This is a genomic window from Novosphingobium mississippiense (genome assembly GCF_044029535.1).
GTDB lineage: Bacteria > Pseudomonadota > Alphaproteobacteria > Sphingomonadales > Sphingomonadaceae > Novosphingobium.
Map to the genome: position 1 here is coordinate 2,127,947 of NZ_CP147001.1, position 19,685 is coordinate 2,147,631.

The window sequence follows — 19,685 nt, forward strand, 5'->3', positions numbered from 1 at the left end:
CACTTGCGCGCCCACGCCGGGAAAGGCAATTGTCCGTGACGCTTATGCCCGATCAGGACAGTCTCTTCGATGAACCGCCCGCGCGCAGCGCCGGAATTTCCGCGCCGGAGGCCGGCGCCGCGCGGCCGGAAACGGGCAACGATCCCAGCGGCCATCGCGCGCGGCTGCGCAAGCGGCTGATCGAAGGCGGGACGGAAGCTCTGGCAGATCATGAAGTGATCGAACTCCTGCTGATGCAGGCCGTTCCCCGGCGAGACATGAAACCGCTGGCCCGCAGCCTGATCCAGCGATTCGGATCGCTGGCGGCGGTATTGCAAACCGACCCGCGCACGCTGGCCGCCCACCCCGGCATGGGCGAGGCCACAGCCGCCGCGTTGCGGATCGTCACCGTCGCCGCCACCCGCCTTGCCCGTCAGCGCCTGCGCGAGATGCCGGTGATCGGTTCTTGGCAGGTGCTGGTGGACTACCTGCGGATAGACATGGCGCACCTGACGCGCGAACGCGTGCGCGTGCTCTATCTCAATGCCAAGAACATGCTCCTGCTGGACGAGATGGTGGGCGAAGGCTCGATAGACGAGGCCGCGATCCACCCGCGCGAGGTGATCCGCCGCGCGCTGGACCTAGGCGCCACCGGGCTGATCCTGGTGCACAACCACCCCTCCGGCTCCCCCGAACCCAGCCGCGCGGATATCGACATGACGCACCGCATCGCCGCCGCCGGGCGCATTCTTGGCGTGGAAGTTCACGATCACGTGGTGATCGGCTGCGAAGGCCATGTCAGCATGCGCGCGCAAGGCCTGATCTGATGTGCGTCGCCGCCGTCGCATGGCGCGCCCATCCCGACTGGCCGCTGGTCGTCGCCGGTAATCGCGACGAATTCCACGCCCGCGCCTCCGCCCCGCTGGCGCGCTGGGATGACGGTTCGGGCGTGATCGCCGGGCGCGACCTGGTCGGCCACGGCACATGGATGGGGCTGACCGAGGCGGGCCGCTTCGTCCTCGTCACCAATTACCGCGTGCCGGAAGGTGCCCAGCCGGGCCGCCCCTCACGCGGGGTACTCGTCACCGATCTGCTGCAAGGCCGCCCGCCGCAACCGGTGGAGGCGATGAACCCGTTCAACCTTGTCGAGATCGCGCACGGCAGCGCGCGCTTCCTCACCAATTACCCGCAGACCGATTCGCGTGGGCTGACGCCCGGAATTCACGGCCTGTCCAACGGCGGCTTCGATCTGCCCTGGCCCAAGACCCGCGCGGTGGAGCGGGCCGTGGCCGATTGGCTGGCGGCGGGAAGCGAAGACCTTTCGCCACTGTTGGACGCCCTGCGCGTGGAAAGGCCGGACCGCCGCACCGCCCGTGTCGAGGACGGCCCCGAACCGCGCTTCGCCCCGGTATTCATCCGCGACTTCGTCTACGGCACCCGGTGCAGCACCGTACTCGCCCTCCACCGGTCCGGCCGGGGCCGCATCGTCGAGCGCAGTTTCGCATCGGACGGCAGCGTGACCGGGGACGTATCGATCGATTTCGAATGGCCGCAGACTGCACTGCCCTGAAGCCCGTCGCCACCGCCCAAACCTGCCGCTTCCCCCTATAATGAAGGCAAATACCTTCCAATGGGGATGACCTTGACCGTTCAGGACGAAACCATCACGGCTGACGCCGCTTCTCTGGTCGATGGCGCCGTCGCGGCCACGCAGGCCTGCGACCTTATGCTGAATATGCTGGACGGCGGGCTGGATCATCCCGAGCTTTGGCCGCTGATCCCCTCGCTGGTTTCCGAAAACCCGCTGATCGCCGACGAACTGCGCGGCAGAGAGGCCCGCGAAACCCACCATACGATCCGCATCCGGCTGCAAGTATTGCTGGCGCTGTGCCTTGAGGATGCGGAAGCCACGCTTGCCGTGCTGCGGCCCTTGACGATCCATCACAGCCAGAACGTGCAGGTGCAAGGCGCCGCATTCCATGCCGAGGCGCGGATCGACCCGGAAAATCCGAAGTTCGCCCTGAACGGCAAAGTCTGCCTCGTGCCGTTCACCCAGCTAGACGTTTTGGAAAATACCACCCACCTTTGCTGCGCCAGCTGGTTGCCGACTTCGGCGGGAAATCTCACCTATGCACCCAGCGAAACGGTGTGGAACGGGCAGAGGGCCCAGGCCATCCGCGAAAGCGTGCTCGACGGGTCATACCGCCACTGCAACAAGCGCGCCTGCCCCGTCATTCAGAGCAACGACCTGAAGAAGACCGAGGACCTGGTTGCGCAACCGAAATGGCACGACATCCTCACGTCGCGCCAGACGGCAATGCCGCGCGGCCCGGAAACGGTGAACCTGGCCTACGACCGCACCTGCAATCTTTCCTGCCCGTCGTGCCGCACCGCCCGCTACGCGGCGGATGACGCCACGCGCGCGCGCTACCAGGACATGCAGGACAACCGGATCCTGCCGCTGCTGAAAAATGCCCGCTATGTCCATATCACCGGATCGGGCGATCCCTTTGCCAGCAAGAATTTTCGCCGGCTGATGGAACAGCTGGATGCGGACGACTATCCCGACCTGAAGTTCATCGTGATGACCAACGGGATGCTTTTCACCCCCCAGCAATGGGCGGCATTCCCCAGCCTGCACGGACGCGTGGCGTCGTTGCGCATCAGTCTGGACGCAGCCACCGGGCCGACCCACGAACTGCTGCGGCGCGGCGCGAAATGGTCGGTCATGCAGGAAAACCTGAAGTTCGCGGGCGAATTGAGAGCGGCCGGCCTCGTCTCCCATTTCACCATCCCCTTCACCGTACAGGCCGAAAACTATCGCGAGATGGGCGATGCGGTAGACCTTGCGCATGAAATCGGGGCGGATCACGTCTTCTTCGCGCGCATGACCAACTGGGGCACGTTCAGCGCCGAGGAATACGCACGCAAGGCCGTGTTCGTGCCAGGCCATCCCGAGTACGACGATTTCGTCCAATCCTGCCGCGACCCGCGCCTTCGCGATCCCATCGTACAGCCCTGCGACCTCAGCGAATTCTTTCACGCCTAGACCGCCGCGAAAGCTGCAGGTTTCGCGAGAAAGCGATCGTTAGTGTTTGGCGAATAACCAGGAACGATGAAAAACGTTCCTGGTCTTGCAAGATTCCTTGCTTCGATGGTGCTGATTGCCGGAATTTCCGGCTGCACTCGATTTCAACAGGAGGCGGGCGTCGGGCAGGTCAGGCTGACGCCCGCCTGTCCGCTGAAACACGCGCCTGCTGTGGCCGATTACGGAAAGGCAGGCGTACCGGGCGCCTATCAATTTGTCACACAGGACGCATCCGACAGCGACATGGCGGCTTTCCTGAAGGCAAGCCGTTCCGCCGGCTTCGATGTCATGCTGATGACCGTGAACATGAACGGCAAGGACACGGTGTTCGCAACCGGCCGCAAAGCTCTGAAAACCCAAGCTGAGGTCGATCATGAATTCGCCGTCGCCTGCGCGCTCGGTCGGGGGAAGATCTACCTTACCAATGCCCGCTACAACGAACCGGACCCTTCCGGGGCCGTGCGTGCCCGCTAAGTCCTGACCCTGAAGTGGTTTGCGAGTCATGGGCCTTAAGCGGTCAACTGGAAAACGCGGTAACCACTCAGCCATTGCCGCGCGGAATTTGTAACGGCTTGGCACAAGGTGACACCTCACGCATAAGGTGACACGTCGCCCCCACCAGCAGGATTTCCTCCCGCCGGCATGATCGGTTTTCCTTCGCCCCGCCTTTTCGTCGGCCTTGCCTTGCTGCTTGCCACTGGCTGCTCCACGCTTCCCCCGCCACGCGCCTATGTGACGTGTGGGGAGACGCTGCCGCCCGCGATCCAGACGTCCGCCAACGGCGCCTTTGCCTCCACGCGGCTGAAAGTGCTTACCTACAATATCGAGGGGCTCGGCTGGCCGGCACGCAGCGGCCGGGCGCGTTATCTGGAACAGATCGGCGAACGGCTTGCCGCCATGCGCGCCGACGGCACCGGGCCGGACATCGTGCTGTTCCAGGAAATGTTCAGCGATGCCGCCAAGCGGGCGGTGAAAAGCACCGGCTATCCGGCGATCTATTCCGGTCCGCGCCGCACCACGCGCGCCAAGGGTGCCACGCGCGACTATCTGCCGGGGCGATCCAGCCTGATGCGGGGGGAACTGGGCATCCATGTCTTCGGCAGCGGCCTTGCCATCGCCTCCCGCTATTCGATCATCGACTATGCCCGCACGCCCTACGGCCGACGGTCCTGCGCGGGTTTCGACTGCCTTTCGAACAAGGGCATCGCGCTGGCCCGCATCGAAATTCCCGGCGTCCCCTCGCTGATCGACGTCTACGACACGCACATGAATTCGCGCGGCGCCTCGGGCGCGCCCGCCCCGCGCAACCTTTCCGCGCACGACCGGCAGGCGCAGGAGGCATCGCGCTTCATCGACGAGACGCATGACGACGAGAACCCGCTGATCTTCGGTGGCGATTTCAACATGCGCCGGTCCGAGCCGCGCTGGGAGAATTTCACCCGCTACCAGGCGCTCGATCTGGTTCACCGGATCTGCATGACGCCGGCTTCCGGCTGCGACGTGAAGATGTCGTGGGACGGGGACGAGCCGTGGATGGACACGCAGGACCTGCAGTTCCTCTGGACCGGCGAAGACGTTCGCGTCCGCCCGGTGCGGGTGGAGGCGATGTTCGATGGCAGCCCGGGCAGCCCGATGCTGTCCGATCACGACGGCTTCATGGTGACGTACGAACTGCGCTGGAAAGCAGGGCTGACCCGCACGCCGGCCTGCGCGAAGATGGCGGGACGCAACCGGAAGCCACGTTTTCCTACGCCGCACGCGCCTGTCATAAGTTCGAAATGAGCCCGGTTTTCGCTTCGCTTTCGCTACCTTTCAGGACGTATCCGGAGTGGGGCATGGGCCCGGGGAGATTTTCGTTTCAGGACCGTGTCAACTGTGTCAACCAGAGTGTCACCTTAGCTGTCACCTTGCACCCCGATGCGGCATTTCGAAGCGGCCACGCCCCCTCGCCCACTGCCTTCCCCCTTGCCATTGGGCCCCTGCCCGCCTAGCGGCACCCGCGTCAGCCATAGGAGTCGAACATGGTCCCCCGCTACGCCCGCCCCGCGATGACCGCGATCTGGGAGCCCGAAGCCCGTTACCGCATCTGGTTCGAGATCGAGGCCCACGCCGCCGTGAAGATGGGCGAGATGGGCACCGTGCCCGCCAGCGCCGGCCAGGCCCTTTGGGACTGGTGGGCCACCAACCCGACGATCGACGTTGCCGCGATCGACGCGATCGAAGCCGTGACCAAGCACGACGTCATCGCCTTCCTCGACTGGGTGGCCCAGCAGGTCGGCCCCGAAGCGCGCTTCATGCACCAGGGCATGACCAGCTCCGACGTGCTGGACACCACGCTGAACGTGCAGCTGGTGAAGGCGGCCGACATCCTGCTGGAAGACCTTGATGCCCTGCTGGCCGCAATCAAGCGCCGCGCCGAAGAGCACAAGTACACCCCCACCATCGGCCGCAGCCACGGCATCCATGCCGAGCCGGTGACCTTCGGCCTGAAGATGGCCGAAGCCTATGCCGAATTCTCGCGCTGCAAGAAGCGCCTGATCGCCGCGCGTGAGGAAGTCGCCACTTGCGCGATCTCCGGCGCCGTGGGCACTTTCGCCAACGTCGATCCGGCGGTGGAACAGTACGTCGCCGACAAGATGGGCCTTGAGGTCGAGCCGGTCTCCACCCAGGTGATCCCGCGCGATCGCCATGCGATGTTCTTCGCGGTGCTGGGCGTGATCGCCAGCTCGATCGAGCGTCTGGCCATCGAAGTACGCCACCTGCAGCGCACCGAAGTTCTGGAGGCCGAGGAATACTTCTCGCCCGGCCAGAAGGGCTCGTCGGCGATGCCGCACAAGCGCAACCCGGTGCTGACCGAGAACCTGACCGGCCTGGCCCGCGTCGTCCGCTCGTCGGTGACGCCGGCGATGGAGAACGTGGCGCTCTGGCATGAGCGTGACATCTCGCACTCCTCGGTCGAACGCTTCATCGGCCCGGACGCGACGATCACGCTCGACTTCGCGCTGGCCCGCCTCACCGGCGTGGTCGACAAGCTGCTCGTCTATCCTGAGCGCATGCAGAAGAACCTCGACCGCATGGGCGGCCTCGTCCACTCGCAGCGCGTGCTGCTGGCGCTGACGCAGGCCGGCCTGACGCGCGACCAGTCGTACCGTCTGGTGCAGCGCAACGCGATGAAGGTGTGGGAATCGGACGGCCAGCTTTCGCTGCTGGAACTTCTCAAGGCCGATCCCGAAGTCACCGCCGCATTGCCCGCCGAAGTGATCGAGGAGAAGTTCAACCTCGATTACCACTTCAAGCAGGTCGACACGATCTTCGCGCGCGTTTTCGGGAACTAAGCTCCCAACCGACACTTCCCATGGCCGCCAATCGCGCTTAGCATCGCGCGCGATTGGCGGGACCTACTTGCAGAGCCACCTGCAGGAATTGCCGGAGGAAGCATGAATATCATCCGCACCGTGCTGTGGATTGCGATCACCGCGATCCTCGTCGCTTTCATCGCCATGAACTGGTCCAAGGTACCGGTGAACTTCTGGCCGCTAGACGACGGCAATTACATTCACTTCGAATGGCCGGTCGGCGTCGTCGCCCTGCTGTTCTTCGGCCTCGGCATGTTGCCCGTGTGGCTCTACCTGCGTGCGGTGCGCTGGCGGCTGAACCGCCGCATCGCCACGCTGGAGAACTCGCTGCGCGCCAGTTCCATGCCGTCGATGGCGGCACCCGCCCACGAAGCCGCCCCCGCCCCTACCCTCGATCCCACGCCGGAAGTCTGATCCCATGAACAACAATCCCGTCTACCTCGCCCTCGACCTGCCCCGCCTCGACGCTGCCGAGGCGCTGGCCCGCAAGGTCGCCGGGCATATCGGCGGGATCAAGCTGGGGCTGGAATTCTTCTGCGCCCACGGCCACCACGGCGTGCACGAACTGCACAAGCTGGGCCTGCCGATCTTCCTCGACCTGAAACTGCATGACATTCCGAACACCGTGGCCGGTGCGATGCAGGCGATCCACGTGCTGCAGCCCTCCATCGTCACCATCCACGCCGCCGGCGGTCGCGCGATGATGGAAGATGCCAAGGCCGCCGCGGGTGAGAACACCAAGGTCGTGGCGGTCACCGTGCTCACCAGCCTGGACGGGGACGATCTTGCCGCGATCGGCGTCCACGACGAGCCCCATGCGCAGGCCATGCGCCTTGCCGATCTGGCGCACTCCGCCGGGCTGGATGGCATCGTCTGCTCGGGCCACGAAGTCGGCGCGATCCACAGCCAGTGGAAGGACGGTTTCTTCGTCGTCCCCGGTCTGCGCCCGGACACCGCTGGAAATGGCGACCAGAAGCGCATCGTCACCCCGCGCCAGGCCCGCGACGACGGCGCCAGCGTGCTGGTGATCGGCCGCCCGATCAGCCGCGCCGAAGACCCGCTTGCCGCTGCCCGCGCGATCGAGGCCACGCTCTGACGCAAAGATGCGTCCAGAGCCAAGGCTGACGCGCCCTGGCTCCGTCTCTCCGTTCATCCCCCGGAAATGCACGGTTCAGCGCCGCGCAACCTCCGGGGAGGCAGACCGTTGTTCGGTCCTGATGAATGGAGAGTGCGACTATATGAAATCCCCCCGACTGCTCGCTGCTGCCGCGTTCACCGCGCTGGCGCTGGCTTCCGCCCCTGCCGCGATGGCGCAGCAGACCGTTCCCGCGATCGAGGCCGGGCATACGCTGCTGACCGTCAGCGCCGAAGGCTCCACCACCCGCACGCCGGACATGGCAAGCTATTCGGCCGGCGTCACCACGCAGGGCAAGACCGCCAGCGAAGCGATGGGCGCCAACTCGCAGGCCATGGCCCGCGTGATCGCCGCGCTGAAGAAGGCCGGCGTGGCGGACAAGGACATCCAGACCACCAACCTCAGCCTCAACCCCGTCTACGCCGAACCGAAGCGCCAGCCCGACGGCAGCTTCTCCGGCGAGCCGCGCGAGATCGTCGGCTATCAGGCCACCAACACCGTCAACGTGCGCCAGCGTAAATTGGCGGACACCGGCAAGGTGATCGACGCGCTGGTGACCGCCGGCGCCAACCAGGTCAACGGTCCGGACTTCACGCTTTCCGAACCCGCCGCCGCGCAGGACGAAGCGCGCACCGATGCGATCAAGACCGCCCGCGCCCGCGCCGACCTCTACGCCCGTGCCGCCGGCCTGCGCGTCGTGCGCATCGTCTCGATCAGCGAGAGCGGCGGCTTTGCCCCGATGCCGGTGATGTACGCACGCAAGGCCTCGATGGACATGGCGGCTGCCGCCCCGCCGGTTGCTGCCGGTGAACTGCAGATGTCGGTGAACGTCACCGTCCAGTTCGAACTGGCTCAGTAAGAACGAAAAATCGAATCACGCGGAGGCGTGGACCAAGGCCAGGGCCGCAACGGGCTTCGCCGAAAGCACGCCTGCTTTGCGCCTCCGCGTCTCCGCGTGATTCTCTAAAATCCGAGGGCGTTCGCCCGCAGGGCTCAATCCAGCATCATGTCCTGAGACTGGATGTTGTAGCCCACCAGCGCCATGTGCCCGCCATCGGCCTTGCGATAGACGAACTGCTCCACGCCCGAACCGTGCTCGAAGACGGTCTGCATCGTCAAAGTGACGAAAGTGCCGCCAGTGGTGGCATTGGCGTTCCAGCCCACTTGCTGGCTTGAGCGCACTTTGCCCAGCTTGCGATGAACCGCGTCTATCAGTTTGGCGAACTGCGGTTGCTGCGTGGCGCTGCGGAACTGCGGATCGGCGTCGTTCCAGATCTCCTGCGTGCGCCCCGCGTCCAGCGCGCGATGGAACTTGGCCACTTCCACGCCCGCATCCGCGAACGACTCCTTCATGCCGCAGCCCGCCAGCATTGCAGCCGCGGCAAATGGCATTAGATAGCGCCCAAATCGCTTCATCATCGGTCCCCTAGGCTTCGGGGGCGCAATCTAGGCCAGAAACACGACATGCCAACAGCGGCGATCAAGATCTGCGGGATAAGCACTCCGGACGCGCTGGAAGCCGCCATTCGCGCGCGCGCCGATCACGCCGGCTTCGTGTTCTTCCCCAAGAGCCCGCGCAACGTCACTCCGGCAGAGGCCGCGCTGCTGGCTGCACGCGCCGAAGGCCGCATCGGCCGCGTCGGCCTGTTCGTCGATGCCGATGACGCGACGATTGCCGAGGCCATGTCCAGCGCCCGGCTGGACGCCTTCCAGCTTCACGGCAGCGAAAGCCCCGAGCGTGCCGCCCAATTGCGCGCGCGTTACGGCGTGGCCGTGTGGAAGGCACTGTCCGTCGCTACGGCGGAAGACGCCGCCAAGGCTGCCCTTTATGCCGGCGCGGTCGATCTGGTGTTGTTCGACGCCAAGACGCCCAAGGGCACGCTGCCGGGCGGCATGGGACTCAGCTTCGACTGGAAGCTGGTGGCCAACTGGAAAGGCCCCGTCGCCTGGGGCCTTGCGGGCGGCCTTACACCCGACAATGTGGCAGAAGCCGTGCGACGGACCGGCACCCCGCTGGTGGACACGTCCTCAGGCGTGGAAAGCGCCCCCGGGGTGAAGGATCTGGACCGGATCGACGCCTTCGTCCGCGCCGTCCGCAGCGCCTGAAAGCAATACCATCGACCCAAACGAGAAAGGGCGACCCCCTCATGGGCCGCCCTTCCCTGGCTTACGCTCGCAAAGGAGCGATTCCGTTCAGTTGCCTCCGGCCCGACGCCTCGGTGGCGAATTCGGGCCGGAAGCAGCCAAATCAGAACTTCACGCCAACGCCAACCAGGCCGACGTCCGCGTCGGGGGTGTTGTCGCCAACGAGAAGGTGCTTGTACTCAGCCTTGGCGTAGAAGCGGTCGTTGAGGCCCTGCTCAACGCCACCGCCGACAGCAACGGCGCTGTTGCCGTACTTGCTGAACTTCGACTGCCAGGTCGAGTTGGCATAGAGCTTGGTGGTCGGGGTGACCTTGTAGCCAACGCGGCCACCGGCGCCCCACGAAACGCGGGTGTCGCTGGTCAGCACCTTGTCGGCCGAACCTTCGACGCCTGCGAAGAACTTGTTGCCCAGGTCGTAGTCGTAACCGACCGCGACGCCTGCAATTGCTTCGCTGTCGCTGCCGTCCCAGATGATGCCGGTGCGGGCTTCGACGCGCGCTTCGTTGGCAAGGGCGGGGGTGGCGACGGCCGCAGCGACTGCGGCGAGCGAAACGAGTGCGATACGCATGTTTTTTCTCCAGTATTTTCCCCGGCCCTCACCGGGGACCCGCCCGCTGCGCCTCCTTTCCTTTCGCTCAGATGAACAAAATAATTCATTATTACCCCAAACCGTCATGAAACTGCCACTTACAGACACTATATTGCCATTAACGTTTGTATGATTGCGTAATTTGCAATTGAAAACCAACCGGTCGTCCCCATGCAGGCCTTTATCGGCAAAGGCGCTGGACTTGGCCGCCCCGCTCTGCCAATCGCCCCGATCATGACCACGCACGCGCCTGTGAACAGCTTCCGCGCCATGCCCGACGAGACCGGCCACTTTGGCCAGTTCGGCGGTCGCTACGTCGCCGAAACGCTGATGCCGCTGATCCTCGATCTGGAAAAGGAATACCGCAAGGCGCAGCAGGACCCCGCGTTCTGGGCGGAATTCGATGCGCTGATGAAGGACTTCGTCGGCCGCCCCAGCCCGCTCTACTACGCGCCGCGCATCACCGACTATTTCCGGGCACAGGCGCCTGCGGGCAAAGGCCCGAAGATCTACTTCAAGCGCGAAGAGCTGAACCACACCGGCGCGCACAAGATCAACAACTGCATCGGCCAGATCCTGCTGGCCATCCGCATGGGCAAGACCAAAATCATCGCCGAGACCGGTGCTGGCCAGCACGGCGTCGCCACCGCCACGGTCGCCGCCCGCTTCGGCCTGCCCTGCAAGATCTTCATGGGCGCCAAGGATATCGAACGGCAGAAGCCCAACGTGTTCCGCATGAAGCTGCTGGGCGCCGAAGTCGTCTCCTGCGACAGCGGATCGCAGTCCCTGAAGGACTCGATGAACGACGCGCTGCGCTATTGGGTCGCGAACGTCCACGATACCTTCTACATCATCGGCACCGCCGCCGGCCCGCACCCCTATCCGGAACTGGTGCGCGACTTCCAGTCGATCATCGGCAAAGAAACGCGCGAACAGATGCTGGAGAAGGAAGGCCGCCTGCCCGACATGCTGGTGGCGGCCGTGGGCGGCGGATCGAACGCGATCGGCCTGTTCCACCCCTTCCTCGACGATCCCGAAGTCCAGATGACCGGCATCGAGGCTGCGGGCCACGGCATCGATACCGACAAGCACGCCGCGTCGCTCACCGGCGGCAAGCCCGGCGTGCTCCACGGCAACAAGACCTACCTGCTGCAGGACGAGGACGGCCAGATTACCGAGGCACACTCGATCTCGGCCGGTCTCGACTACCCGGGCCTCGGGCCGGAGCACTCGTGGTTGCATGAGAGCGGCCGCGTGAACTACGTGCCGATCACCGATACGCAGGCCCTGGAAGCGTTCCAGCTGTGCTGTGAGCTTGAGGGCATCATCCCCGCGCTCGAAAGCTCGCATGCGCTGGCCGCGCTGCCGCAGCTGACGGCCGAGATGGACGAGGACAAGCTGCTCGTCGTCAACGTCTCCGGACGCGGCGACAAGGACATCTTCACCGTCGCCGAAGCACTGGGCGTGGAGCTTTGACGCAGGCCGCACAGGGGTAGTGAACGGACATATGTGGGCAGCAAAGCCAGCCGCGATTATCGCCTGCCTGACCTTGCTGCTGTACATTCCGGTGTGGCTTGCGGTCGGAGCATTGCTTTATCCCCGTACCCATCCCGACTATTGGGCCTGGGCCGTCCCAGGCCACATTCTTCCGATCTCGGCCATAATCGCATCATTGATCGTCGCTTTGACGCACTGGATTAAGAACCACCGATGACCCGCTTCGAAACTGCCTTTTCCAAAGGCCCCGCGCTCGTCTGCTTCATCACCGGGGGTGACGGCGACACTGCCGCCAATCTCGACGCGCTGGTTGCAGGCGGTGCCGACGTGATCGAACTCGGCATGCCCTTCACCGATCCGATGGCCGACGGCCCGGCGATCCAGGAAGCCAACATCCGCAGCCTCGACGCGGGCACCAGAACCGCTGACATCTTCCGGATCGCCAGCGAGTTCCGCGCCCGTCACGCGGACGTGCCGCTGGTGCTGATGGGCTACGCCAACCCGATGATCGCGCGCGGTGCCGACTGGTTCGCGGACGAATGCGCAAAGGCCGGCGTAGACGGCGTGATCTGCGTGGATATCCCGCCGGAGGAAGATGCCGAACTCGGCCCGGCCCTGCGCGAAAAGAGCGTTTCACTGATCCGCCTTGCCACGCCGACGACCGACGCCGCGCGGCTTCCCGCCGTGCTCGAAGGCTCTTCGGGCTTTCTCTATTACGTATCGGTGGCAGGCGTCACCGGCATGCAGCAGGCGGCGCAGGGTTCGATCGAGGATGCCGTGGCGAAGCTCAAGGCCGCCAGTTCGATCCCCGTTGCAGTGGGCTTCGGCGTGCGCACGCCCGAACAGGCCAGCGCGATCGCCAAGGTGGCGGACGGTGTGGTCGTCGGCTCGGCACTCGTCGATCTGGTCAAGCAGCACGGCATCGATGCGCCGGCCCATCTGCGCGAACTGACGGCCGCGCTGGCCGAAGCGGTTCACACCGCGCGCTGATCTCTCCCAAAATTCGTCATTGCGCAACGCGTGACGACGCAGCAATCCCATGCATCGCGGCAGCCGACACGGCTTGCCGCGATGTGCTTTTCCGGACGGATGCCATGAAAGACTTCGCCGTTTCCGAAGACCCGCGCGTCCAGGCGCAGCTTGACCGGCTGGCGGCGCTCTCTATCCCGCAGGGGCGACTTGGGCTGGAGACGATCCTTGCCCTGCTCGACCGTCTGGGCAACCCGCAAAAGCGCCTGCCGCCCACCTTCCACGTCGCCGGCACCAACGGCAAGGGATCGACCTGTACCTACTTGCGCTTCATGCTGGAGGCGCAAGGACTGAAGGTGCATTCGGCCACGAAACCGCATCTGGTGCGCTACAACGAACGCATCCGCCTGGGCGGCAAGCTGATCTCGGACCAGATGCTGGCAGACCTGCTGGGCGAAGTGCTGGACGCGGGCGAGGATCTTGGCCCCAGCTTCTTCGAAGTGACGACGGCAGCCATCTTCCTGGCCTTCGCGCGTGAGCCTGCGGATGCCTGCGTGATCGAAGTGGGCCTGGGCGGCCGCCTCGATGCCACCAACGTGCTCGAACACCCGGCCGCCTGCGGCATCGTCACGCTCGGCATCGATCACGAAGCATTCCTGCTGCGCCCGGAGGAAGGCGCGCCGGAAGAACCGCTGGCCCGCATCGCGTTCGAAAAGGCCGGCATCGTCCGCAGTCCGGCACCAGTCGTCACACTGGCCTATCCGCAAAGCGCCGAACTCGAAATCGAACGTGCTGCCATGGTTGCCGGTGCGTCGCTGCACATGCGCGGGCGCGATTGGGACGCAGCCGTGGGTGACGTGATCGAATATTCGGACCGCCATGGCGAACTGACGCTGCCGCTGCCCACGCTGCCGGGCACGCATCAGGCGGAGAACGCCGCGCTGGCCGTCGCCATCCTGCGCCATCAGGACCGGGTTGCTGTTTCGCCGGAGGCCATGGCCGAAGGCATCGCCGCCGCCCGCTGGCCCGCACGCCTACAGCACTTATCGCAGGGACCGCTGACGCAGCACGCCGGCACGCGCGAGGTGTGGCTGGACGGCGGCCACAATCCCGACGCCGGGCTGGCCATCGCCCGCCATTTCGAAGGACAGCGCCTGCACCTCGTCATCGGTATGCTGGCGAACAAGGATCCCCGCGCACTGACCGCTCCGCTGGCCCAGAGCATCGCCAGCATTCGCGCGGTGCCGGTTCCGGGCCATGACTGCCACGACCCGGAAAGCTTCGGCCCCACTGCCCTTGCAGCGGACAGCGTGGTGGACGCCCTTGCGGCCCTGCCCGACGATGGCCTGCCGGTGCTGATCGCCGGGTCGCTCTACCTTTCCGGCGTCGTGCTCAAGGCCAACGCGGAAATTCCCGACTAGAGCGGCGCATCCGGCCGCGCAAACGGCCGATGATCCTGTTTTACAGGCTTTTTCGAGTAGCGAGTCAGCGTTCTAGCTTGTCAGCCTGCCGAACGGCAGCAGCTTCAGCGCCAGCGCGGCAGCGGCCTTTCCGTCATTGGCGCGTAGCGCGGGCAGAATGGCCAGGGCCGCCCGCTTCAGGATGGCATCCAGCGGAGACGCCGCCTGCGCCGTCGCGGCCGCCTCTGCAAACTTACGGCTCTGCGCGATGGAACCGTGGTCGCTGCGAATTTGCAGCAAGGCCGCAAGACCGGGATAGAACGCCTGATTGCCGCCAAGGTCTACCGCACGCGTCATTGCCGCCAATCCCTGGTCCTTGCGCGCGCCCAGTGCCGTGCGGGCCAGAAAGCCGCCCAGTTCGTCCACCGCGCCAAGGTGCCAGGCCGCGATCGCCATCTGCACTTCGGGATCGCGGGGATTTTGGGCCTGAAGGCGCTGGAACACATCCAGCGAGGCTTTCACATCCGTCCGGCTATGCAGCAGCTTTCCGCGATAGCCGATGGCGACGCCGCGCTGGAGTGCGGCCTCGCGGTCTCCCGGCCGCGCGGCGAGAGCACGGTCCGCATTGGCGATGGCCTGCCCGATCAGTTGCAGGGCCTTGGCCTTGTCATCCGTCTTGAATGCCGCCGTCGTCAGCATGTCGCGCGGTGTTTCCGCAAGGGCAGATAACGGCGCCATGGCGACCAAGCCGCCAGCGGCAATGGCGGCGACGCTGCGGGTGTTCGCCATGGCAAGGAAGACGGTCTTCAACAGCATCGTTCCGGTATCTCCCCAAAGCAAAGTCCGCGTCCCAGCCAACGGCCGAATTCCCGGCAAGTTCCCCTGCCGGCGAACGCATCGATCAGTTCGCGGCCTCCGCCTCAAGCTCCGCAACGTCCTCCCCCGCCGTGCCCATGGCTTGATCGACCAACCCGGTGCGGCACATCCACCAGAACAGCACCATGCCCGGCAGCGAGGCAACGGTAGTGAGCAGGTAGAAGTTCACGTAGCCCATGGCCTCTATCAACGTGCCTGCCGTGGTGCCGGTAAGGGTGCGCCCGATCACACTCGCCGCCGCCGAAATCAGCGCGTACTGCGCGGCGGTGTAGCGAAGGTCGCAAAGCGCGGAGAAGTAGGCGACGATCACCACGCCACCGTAGCCCGAAGCGATGTTCTCGAAAGCGATCGCACCGGCCATCCCCCAGTTGCTGTGGCCCGCCGCTGCCAGCGCAGCAAAGCTCAGGTTGGAAACACCCATCAGGATCAGCGAAAGCATGACCGAGCGCTTGAGCCCCATCTTCGCAAAGGCCACGCCGCCGATGAACACGCCGATGAAATAAGCCCAGAAGCCAAGGCCGACGTCGTAGAAGGCGATCTCGTCATTGGAGAACTTCAGATCGTCGAACAGCAGGCGGAACGTCAGGTTCGCCAGCGTATCGCCGATCTTGTGGACGAAGATGAACGTCAGCACCAGCCACGCGCCGTTGCGACGGAAGAATTCCCCGAAAGGCCCGGCGATGGAGTTCCACACTTCCACCACGCCACGCTTTTCGACCACCACCTTGCGGCGTTCAGGCTCACCCAGGAGAGCCGCCGTCAACATGGCGGGCAGCGCGAAGAAGGCACAGGCCGCGTAACCCACGCTCCACCCGTGGCGGGCGGCAAGCACCAGTGCCAGCGCACCGGCGCCGGCCGAACCGATGCGCCAGCCGTACTGGCTCATGCCCGATCCGGTGCCCAACTGGTATGGCTTCAGCGTTTCGATACGATAAGCATCGATCACGATGTCGAAGCTGGCGCCCGCCGCGCCCACCAGCACGGCGGCAATCACGGTCGCGCCGATGTCGGCGGCGGGATTGACGAAGGCCAGGTTCAGCACCGCCGCGATCACCAACAGGCCGCAGACCATCATCCACGAAACGCGCTGCCCCATCTTGCCGATCACCGGCAGGCGCACGCCATCGATGATCCAGGCCCAGAAGATTTTGAGGTTGTAGACCAGAAAGGCCAGCGTGAAGGCGGTGACGGTCTTCTTGTCGATCCCGTCCTGCGCCAGGCGCGTGGTCAGCGTGGCACCGATCATCGCATAGGGAAATCCGGAGGATAGCCCCAGCGCGAAAGCGGCCAGCGATTCTTTCTCGAAATAGGGTTTTACCGCATCCCAGACGCCGCGACGTTGTTCGATGCTATGGGCGTCCACGCAGTGATCTCCAGTTTCGACACGCGAATAAGCTGATTTGCCGCACCCTAACGCGGCCTTGGCGCAAGGGAAGGCTGGATGAAGCGACGATCAACAGGTATGGGCGGGCAAATGTCCAAACCTCCTTTTAAATCCGGCGGCCCGAAGCGTGGCGGCGGCGGCTCGCGCGATGGCTCCTTCCGGGACGGGCCGCGCAGTGGTGGCTCCCGCGGTAACAACCAGCGCAGCGATGCCCCGCGCGGTCGTGGCGATGGCCGGCGCAGCGAAGATTCCGGCAACGCCCGTCGCGACGACAGGCCCACTTATTCAAGCGGTTCGCGAAAGCCCGATGGCGGCAAGTCCTTCGGCAGCCGGCCCTATGGCGAACGGAAATCCGACGCCTATCGCAACGACGAGCGCCCTCGTGGCGACCGCAATCGTGACGAGCGCAGCGGCGGTCACCGTGACGACCGGCGCGATGATCGGCGCGACGGGCAACGCGGTGACCGGCCCGCATACGGCCGAGGCCCGCGCAAGGCCGATGACGGCAAACCCTTCGGCGGCCGCCCTTATGGCGAGCGGAAATCCGGCGAATATCGCAGCGATGACCGCCCCCGGGGCGACCGCAATCGCGACGAACGCAGCGGCAGCCAACGTGATGGCCACCGTGATGGACAGCGCGACAATCGGCGCGATGATCGGCGCAGCGACGGGCCTACGTACAGCCGTGGCCCGCGCAACAAGGCCGAGGATGGCAGATCCTTCGGCAGCCGGCCCTATGCCGGCCGGTCGGAACGTGATGGCAGCGCCTTCCCCCGCAACGACCGCTTCCGTGACGAGCGCCCTTCCAGCGAACGTCGCCATGAAGAACGTCGCCCTCGGCCCGTCCGCACGGCGCCACGCGCTGCCGCGCCCACGGCCAAGACGGCGGGAATGCCGGTGCGCGAAGGCGAACGCATCGCCAAGCTGCTGGCCCGTGCCGGTGTCGCCAGTCGCCGCGAGGCGGAACGCCTGATCATCGAAGGCCGCGTGCGGCTGGGCGAAGATCTGATCGAAACGCCCTCCACCGTGTTGCCCAACCTGCGCGGTGTGACGGTCGACGGCAATCCGGTGCGGGAGGCGGAGGAAACCCGTCTCTTCATCTTCCACAAGCCGTCGGGCCTGATCACGGCCGAGCGTGACCCGATGGGCCGCCCGACGATCTACACCGCACTCGACAACGCCCTGCCCGATGGCGCCGGCCGGGTGATGCCGATCGGCCGCCTCGACCTCAATACCGAAGGCCTGCTGCTGCTGACCAACGACGGTGAGTTCAAGCGCCAGCTGGAACTGCCCGCCACCGGCGTGCCGCGCACCTACCGCGCGCGCACCTTCGGCGACATCACGCAGAGCCAGCTGGAAGACCTGATCGAGGGAATCGAGATCGATGGCGTGATCTATGGCAAGATCGACGCCAACATGGAGCGCCGCACCGGGCGCAACCAGTGGATCGAAATGACCCTGACCGAAGGCAAGAACCGCGAAGTGCGCCGCGTGCTTGAGCATCTGGGCCTGCAGGTCAGCCGTCTGATCCGCATTTCCTACGGCCCGTTCCGCCTGCTTGACCTGCCCAAGGGGCTGGTCGTCGAAGTCAGCGAGCGTGAGTTGGAGAACTTCCGCCGCACGCTGGCCCAGAACAGCGCGAAAGCCGCGCCGAAGGACGGGCCAAAGGATGGAGGCGAGGCATGAAGCCCGCCAATGTGCGGACCGGCCTGCGCATCGTCGCAGGCGAATGGCGCGGCCGCAAGCTGGCAACGCCGGAGGGCGACACCACGCGCCCAACGGCCGACCGCACGCGTGAGACGCTGTTCTCCATGCTGGCGAGCCGCCTTGGCACGTTCGAAGGGCTGAAAGTGGCCGATCTCTTCGCGGGATCGGGCGCGCTCGGGCTTGAGGCGCTGTCACGCGGCGCCGCGCACTGCCTGTTCGTAGATCAGGATCCCGGCGCGATCCGGGCGATCCGCACCAATATCGCCAACTTGCACGCGCAAGCGCAGAGCGACGTGCGTGCCGGGTCCGTCCTCTCGCTGGGCGCAGCGAAGGACACGCTGGACCTTGTCCTGCTGGATCCGCCTTACGACACCGGCGCGGGGGCGGTTGCGGTGGACAAGCTGAACCGGCTGGGCTGGATCGGTGACCAGACGTGGATCAGCCTCGAAACCGGGCGCGACGAGAATGTGTCGATCCGCGGCTTCGAGGTCGAATCCACGCGTGACGTCGGCAAGGCGCGGCTGCACATACTGCGCCGCACCCCCGACTGACCGCCGTTACTCTTGCGACAGAAGACTACTTCTTCTTGTGGCCGGATGACTTCTTGGTCGCAGCCTTGTGCGTCATCCCGATCTGGCTGGGATTGATGCAGCTGTCCTTCACCGTCGAAGAACAGACCTTGTAGGTCTGGCCATCGATGGAAACCTCGGTCGGTCGGCCACGGCTGTCACGCGCCGTTACGTCAGCCTTCTGCGGCGCGGCGTCCTGGGCGATGGCGATGGCTCCAAGCGGGGCCACGACGGCGGCGGCAGCAAGTATAAGCAAGTAGCGGGACATCCGGATTTCTCCATCTGATGAGACGAACCCCGCCCGGTGAAATACACCGGGCGGGGTTCGGTTCCAACTATACTTTTCCAACCATGCTTTTTGGGGCCAGTCAGACGCCGCCGCGATTGCGGCAATTGTCCGTCACCGTCTTGCTGCATTTCGGATAGGTCTTGTTCATGGCCGTTGCCGGCGGCGGCGTCAGCGCGCCCTTGTAGGGGCCGCCCTGATAGTTTTCGTCCGCGGGCATGGCCGGTGGCACCGACTGTGCCGCCATCTTGGGATCGGGCACGCCGGTGGTGGGCATCCCCTCACCCGGAGGGTTCGCCTGCGCCGCCGGTGTCGTGGGCTTCTGCCCATTAAGCTGCTGGGCCACTGCGTTCCACGCGACCTGCTGCTGTTCCGGGCTCATCTTGTAGATCTGGCCGCGCTGGTCCGGCGTCAGCGCCCAATAGCCGCGCTGCTGCTCTCCCGTAAGGTTCCAGAAGTAAGCCTTGTATTCCGGAGTCCACGAATCGTAGTCGGCCTTCATGTCGGCCGGCCAGGAATCGTAAGTGGCCTTCTGATCGGCCGTCATGGCCCCGGAATCGGACGGCGCGGCCGGCGACGGTGGCGCTTCCGGGGCGGGGTCGGTATCTCCCATAGTGCTCTGGGCAAGGATCGGGCCGGAAAGTGCCGCCAGCGAAAGCGCTGCGACGCCGGCCAGAAGTTTCGTAACCATGGCATCTCTCTCCA

General features: G+C 65.3%; 21 protein-coding genes. 15 read left to right on the top strand and 6 right to left on the bottom strand.

Going from position 1 to position 19,685, the window contains the following annotated elements:
• Positions 1 to 44: 44 nt before the first annotated feature.
• The 9 genes from radC to WBP06_RS10210 all read left to right on the top strand — a co-directional run bounded on the left by radC (position 45) and on the right by WBP06_RS10210 (position 8,417).
• Positions 45 to 806 carry a DNA repair protein RadC gene (gene radC / locus WBP06_RS10170; RefSeq protein WP_395334120.1) on the top strand — a complete coding sequence of 254 codons (762 nt, stop codon included), beginning with the start codon at positions 45 to 47 and terminating at the stop codon, positions 804 to 806.
• On the top strand, positions 806 to 1,549 hold the full coding sequence (locus tag WBP06_RS10175; protein WP_395327138.1) for an NRDE family protein: 744 nt from the start codon (positions 806 to 808) through the stop codon (positions 1,547 to 1,549). The genes radC and WBP06_RS10175 overlap by 1 nt, the downstream gene beginning before the upstream one ends.
• Before the next feature lie 72 nt (positions 1,550 to 1,621).
• Positions 1,622 to 3,028: a radical SAM protein gene (locus WBP06_RS10180; protein WP_395327140.1), complete on the top strand. Its 1,407-nt coding sequence runs from the start codon at positions 1,622 to 1,624 to the stop codon at positions 3,026 to 3,028.
• 105 nt (positions 3,029 to 3,133) lie between these two features.
• Positions 3,134 to 3,541 carry a hypothetical protein gene (locus WBP06_RS10185; RefSeq protein WP_395327141.1) on the top strand — a complete coding sequence of 136 codons (408 nt, stop codon included), beginning with the start codon at positions 3,134 to 3,136 and terminating at the stop codon, positions 3,539 to 3,541.
• 168 nt (positions 3,542 to 3,709) lie between these two features.
• The gene (locus tag WBP06_RS10190; protein WP_395327143.1) at positions 3,710 to 4,849 is read left to right on the top strand and encodes an endonuclease/exonuclease/phosphatase family protein; all 1,140 of its coding nucleotides are present in this window, start codon (positions 3,710 to 3,712) and stop codon (positions 4,847 to 4,849) included.
• A 239-nt stretch (positions 4,850 to 5,088) separates the two neighbouring features.
• Entirely contained in the window at positions 5,089 to 6,402 is a 1,314-nt protein-coding gene (purB, locus tag WBP06_RS10195) for an adenylosuccinate lyase (protein WP_395327145.1), read from the top strand.
• A gap of 102 nt (positions 6,403 to 6,504) precedes the next feature.
• A complete protein-coding gene (locus tag WBP06_RS10200) occupies positions 6,505 to 6,837 on the top strand; it encodes a LapA family protein (protein ID WP_395327146.1) in 333 nt (110 codons plus the stop codon).
• Between the two features lie 4 nt (positions 6,838 to 6,841).
• On the top strand, positions 6,842 to 7,519 hold the full coding sequence (pyrF, locus tag WBP06_RS10205) for an orotidine-5'-phosphate decarboxylase (RefSeq protein ID WP_395327147.1): 678 nt from the start codon (positions 6,842 to 6,844) through the stop codon (positions 7,517 to 7,519).
• Between the two features lie 142 nt (positions 7,520 to 7,661).
• On the top strand, positions 7,662 to 8,417 hold the full coding sequence (locus tag WBP06_RS10210; protein WP_395327149.1) for an SIMPL domain-containing protein: 756 nt from the start codon (positions 7,662 to 7,664) through the stop codon (positions 8,415 to 8,417).
• A 134-nt stretch (positions 8,418 to 8,551) separates the two neighbouring features.
• On the opposite strand, the gene WBP06_RS10215 is transcribed toward WBP06_RS10210, so the two are convergent.
• Positions 8,552 to 8,911, bottom strand: a complete 360-nt coding sequence (locus tag WBP06_RS10215) for a DUF4019 domain-containing protein (protein WP_395327150.1) — start codon at positions 8,909 to 8,911, stop codon at positions 8,552 to 8,554.
• A gap of 111 nt (positions 8,912 to 9,022) precedes the next feature.
• Here WBP06_RS10215 and WBP06_RS10220 point away from each other — a divergent pair, with 111 nt between their 5' ends.
• On the top strand, positions 9,023 to 9,664 hold the full coding sequence (locus WBP06_RS10220) for a phosphoribosylanthranilate isomerase (protein ID WP_395327151.1): 642 nt from the start codon (positions 9,023 to 9,025) through the stop codon (positions 9,662 to 9,664).
• Between the two features lie 142 nt (positions 9,665 to 9,806).
• On the opposite strand, the gene WBP06_RS10225 is transcribed toward WBP06_RS10220, so the two are convergent.
• Positions 9,807 to 10,271, bottom strand: a complete 465-nt coding sequence (locus WBP06_RS10225) for an outer membrane protein (protein WP_395327153.1) — start codon at positions 10,269 to 10,271, stop codon at positions 9,807 to 9,809.
• Between the two features lie 255 nt (positions 10,272 to 10,526).
• Here WBP06_RS10225 and trpB point away from each other — a divergent pair, with 255 nt between their 5' ends.
• From trpB to WBP06_RS10240, 3 genes are all read left to right on the top strand, one after another.
• Complete coding sequence (gene trpB / locus WBP06_RS10230) at positions 10,527 to 11,768, top strand: tryptophan synthase subunit beta (RefSeq protein WP_395327155.1); 1,242 nt, start codon at positions 10,527 to 10,529, stop codon at positions 11,766 to 11,768.
• Positions 11,769 to 12,002: 234 nt separating this feature from the next.
• Positions 12,003 to 12,779, top strand: coding sequence for a tryptophan synthase subunit alpha (gene trpA / locus WBP06_RS10235; RefSeq protein WP_395327156.1), 777 nt, complete (start codon positions 12,003 to 12,005; stop codon positions 12,777 to 12,779).
• A 104-nt stretch (positions 12,780 to 12,883) separates the two neighbouring features.
• The gene (locus WBP06_RS10240) at positions 12,884 to 14,179 is read left to right on the top strand and encodes a bifunctional folylpolyglutamate synthase/dihydrofolate synthase (RefSeq protein WP_395327158.1); all 1,296 of its coding nucleotides are present in this window, start codon (positions 12,884 to 12,886) and stop codon (positions 14,177 to 14,179) included.
• 72 nt (positions 14,180 to 14,251) lie between these two features.
• On the opposite strand, the gene WBP06_RS10245 is transcribed toward WBP06_RS10240, so the two are convergent.
• Both WBP06_RS10245 and WBP06_RS10250 read right to left on the bottom strand, forming a co-directional pair.
• Positions 14,252 to 14,974, bottom strand: a complete 723-nt coding sequence (locus WBP06_RS10245; protein ID WP_395327160.1) for a hypothetical protein — start codon at positions 14,972 to 14,974, stop codon at positions 14,252 to 14,254.
• 85 nt (positions 14,975 to 15,059) lie between these two features.
• Positions 15,060 to 16,397 (bottom strand): MFS transporter, encoded by a 1,338-nt coding sequence (locus tag WBP06_RS10250; protein WP_395327162.1) that lies wholly within the window; start codon positions 16,395 to 16,397, stop codon positions 15,060 to 15,062.
• 111 nt (positions 16,398 to 16,508) lie between these two features.
• Between WBP06_RS10250 and WBP06_RS10255 the strand changes: the two genes are divergently transcribed.
• Complete coding sequence (locus tag WBP06_RS10255; protein WP_395327163.1) at positions 16,509 to 18,104, top strand: pseudouridine synthase; 1,596 nt, start codon at positions 16,509 to 16,511, stop codon at positions 18,102 to 18,104.
• Positions 18,101 to 18,676 carry a 16S rRNA (guanine(966)-N(2))-methyltransferase RsmD gene (gene rsmD, locus WBP06_RS10260; RefSeq protein ID WP_395327165.1) on the top strand — a complete coding sequence of 192 codons (576 nt, stop codon included), beginning with the start codon at positions 18,101 to 18,103 and terminating at the stop codon, positions 18,674 to 18,676. The genes WBP06_RS10255 and rsmD overlap by 4 nt, the downstream gene beginning before the upstream one ends.
• Before the next feature lie 25 nt (positions 18,677 to 18,701).
• On the opposite strand, the gene WBP06_RS10265 is transcribed toward rsmD, so the two are convergent.
• Positions 18,702 to 18,962, bottom strand: a complete 261-nt coding sequence (locus WBP06_RS10265; RefSeq protein WP_395327167.1) for a hypothetical protein — start codon at positions 18,960 to 18,962, stop codon at positions 18,702 to 18,704.
• Between the two features lie 100 nt (positions 18,963 to 19,062).
• Entirely contained in the window at positions 19,063 to 19,671 is a 609-nt protein-coding gene (locus WBP06_RS10270; protein ID WP_395327169.1) for a hypothetical protein, read from the bottom strand.
• Positions 19,672 to 19,685: the final 14 nt, after the last annotated feature.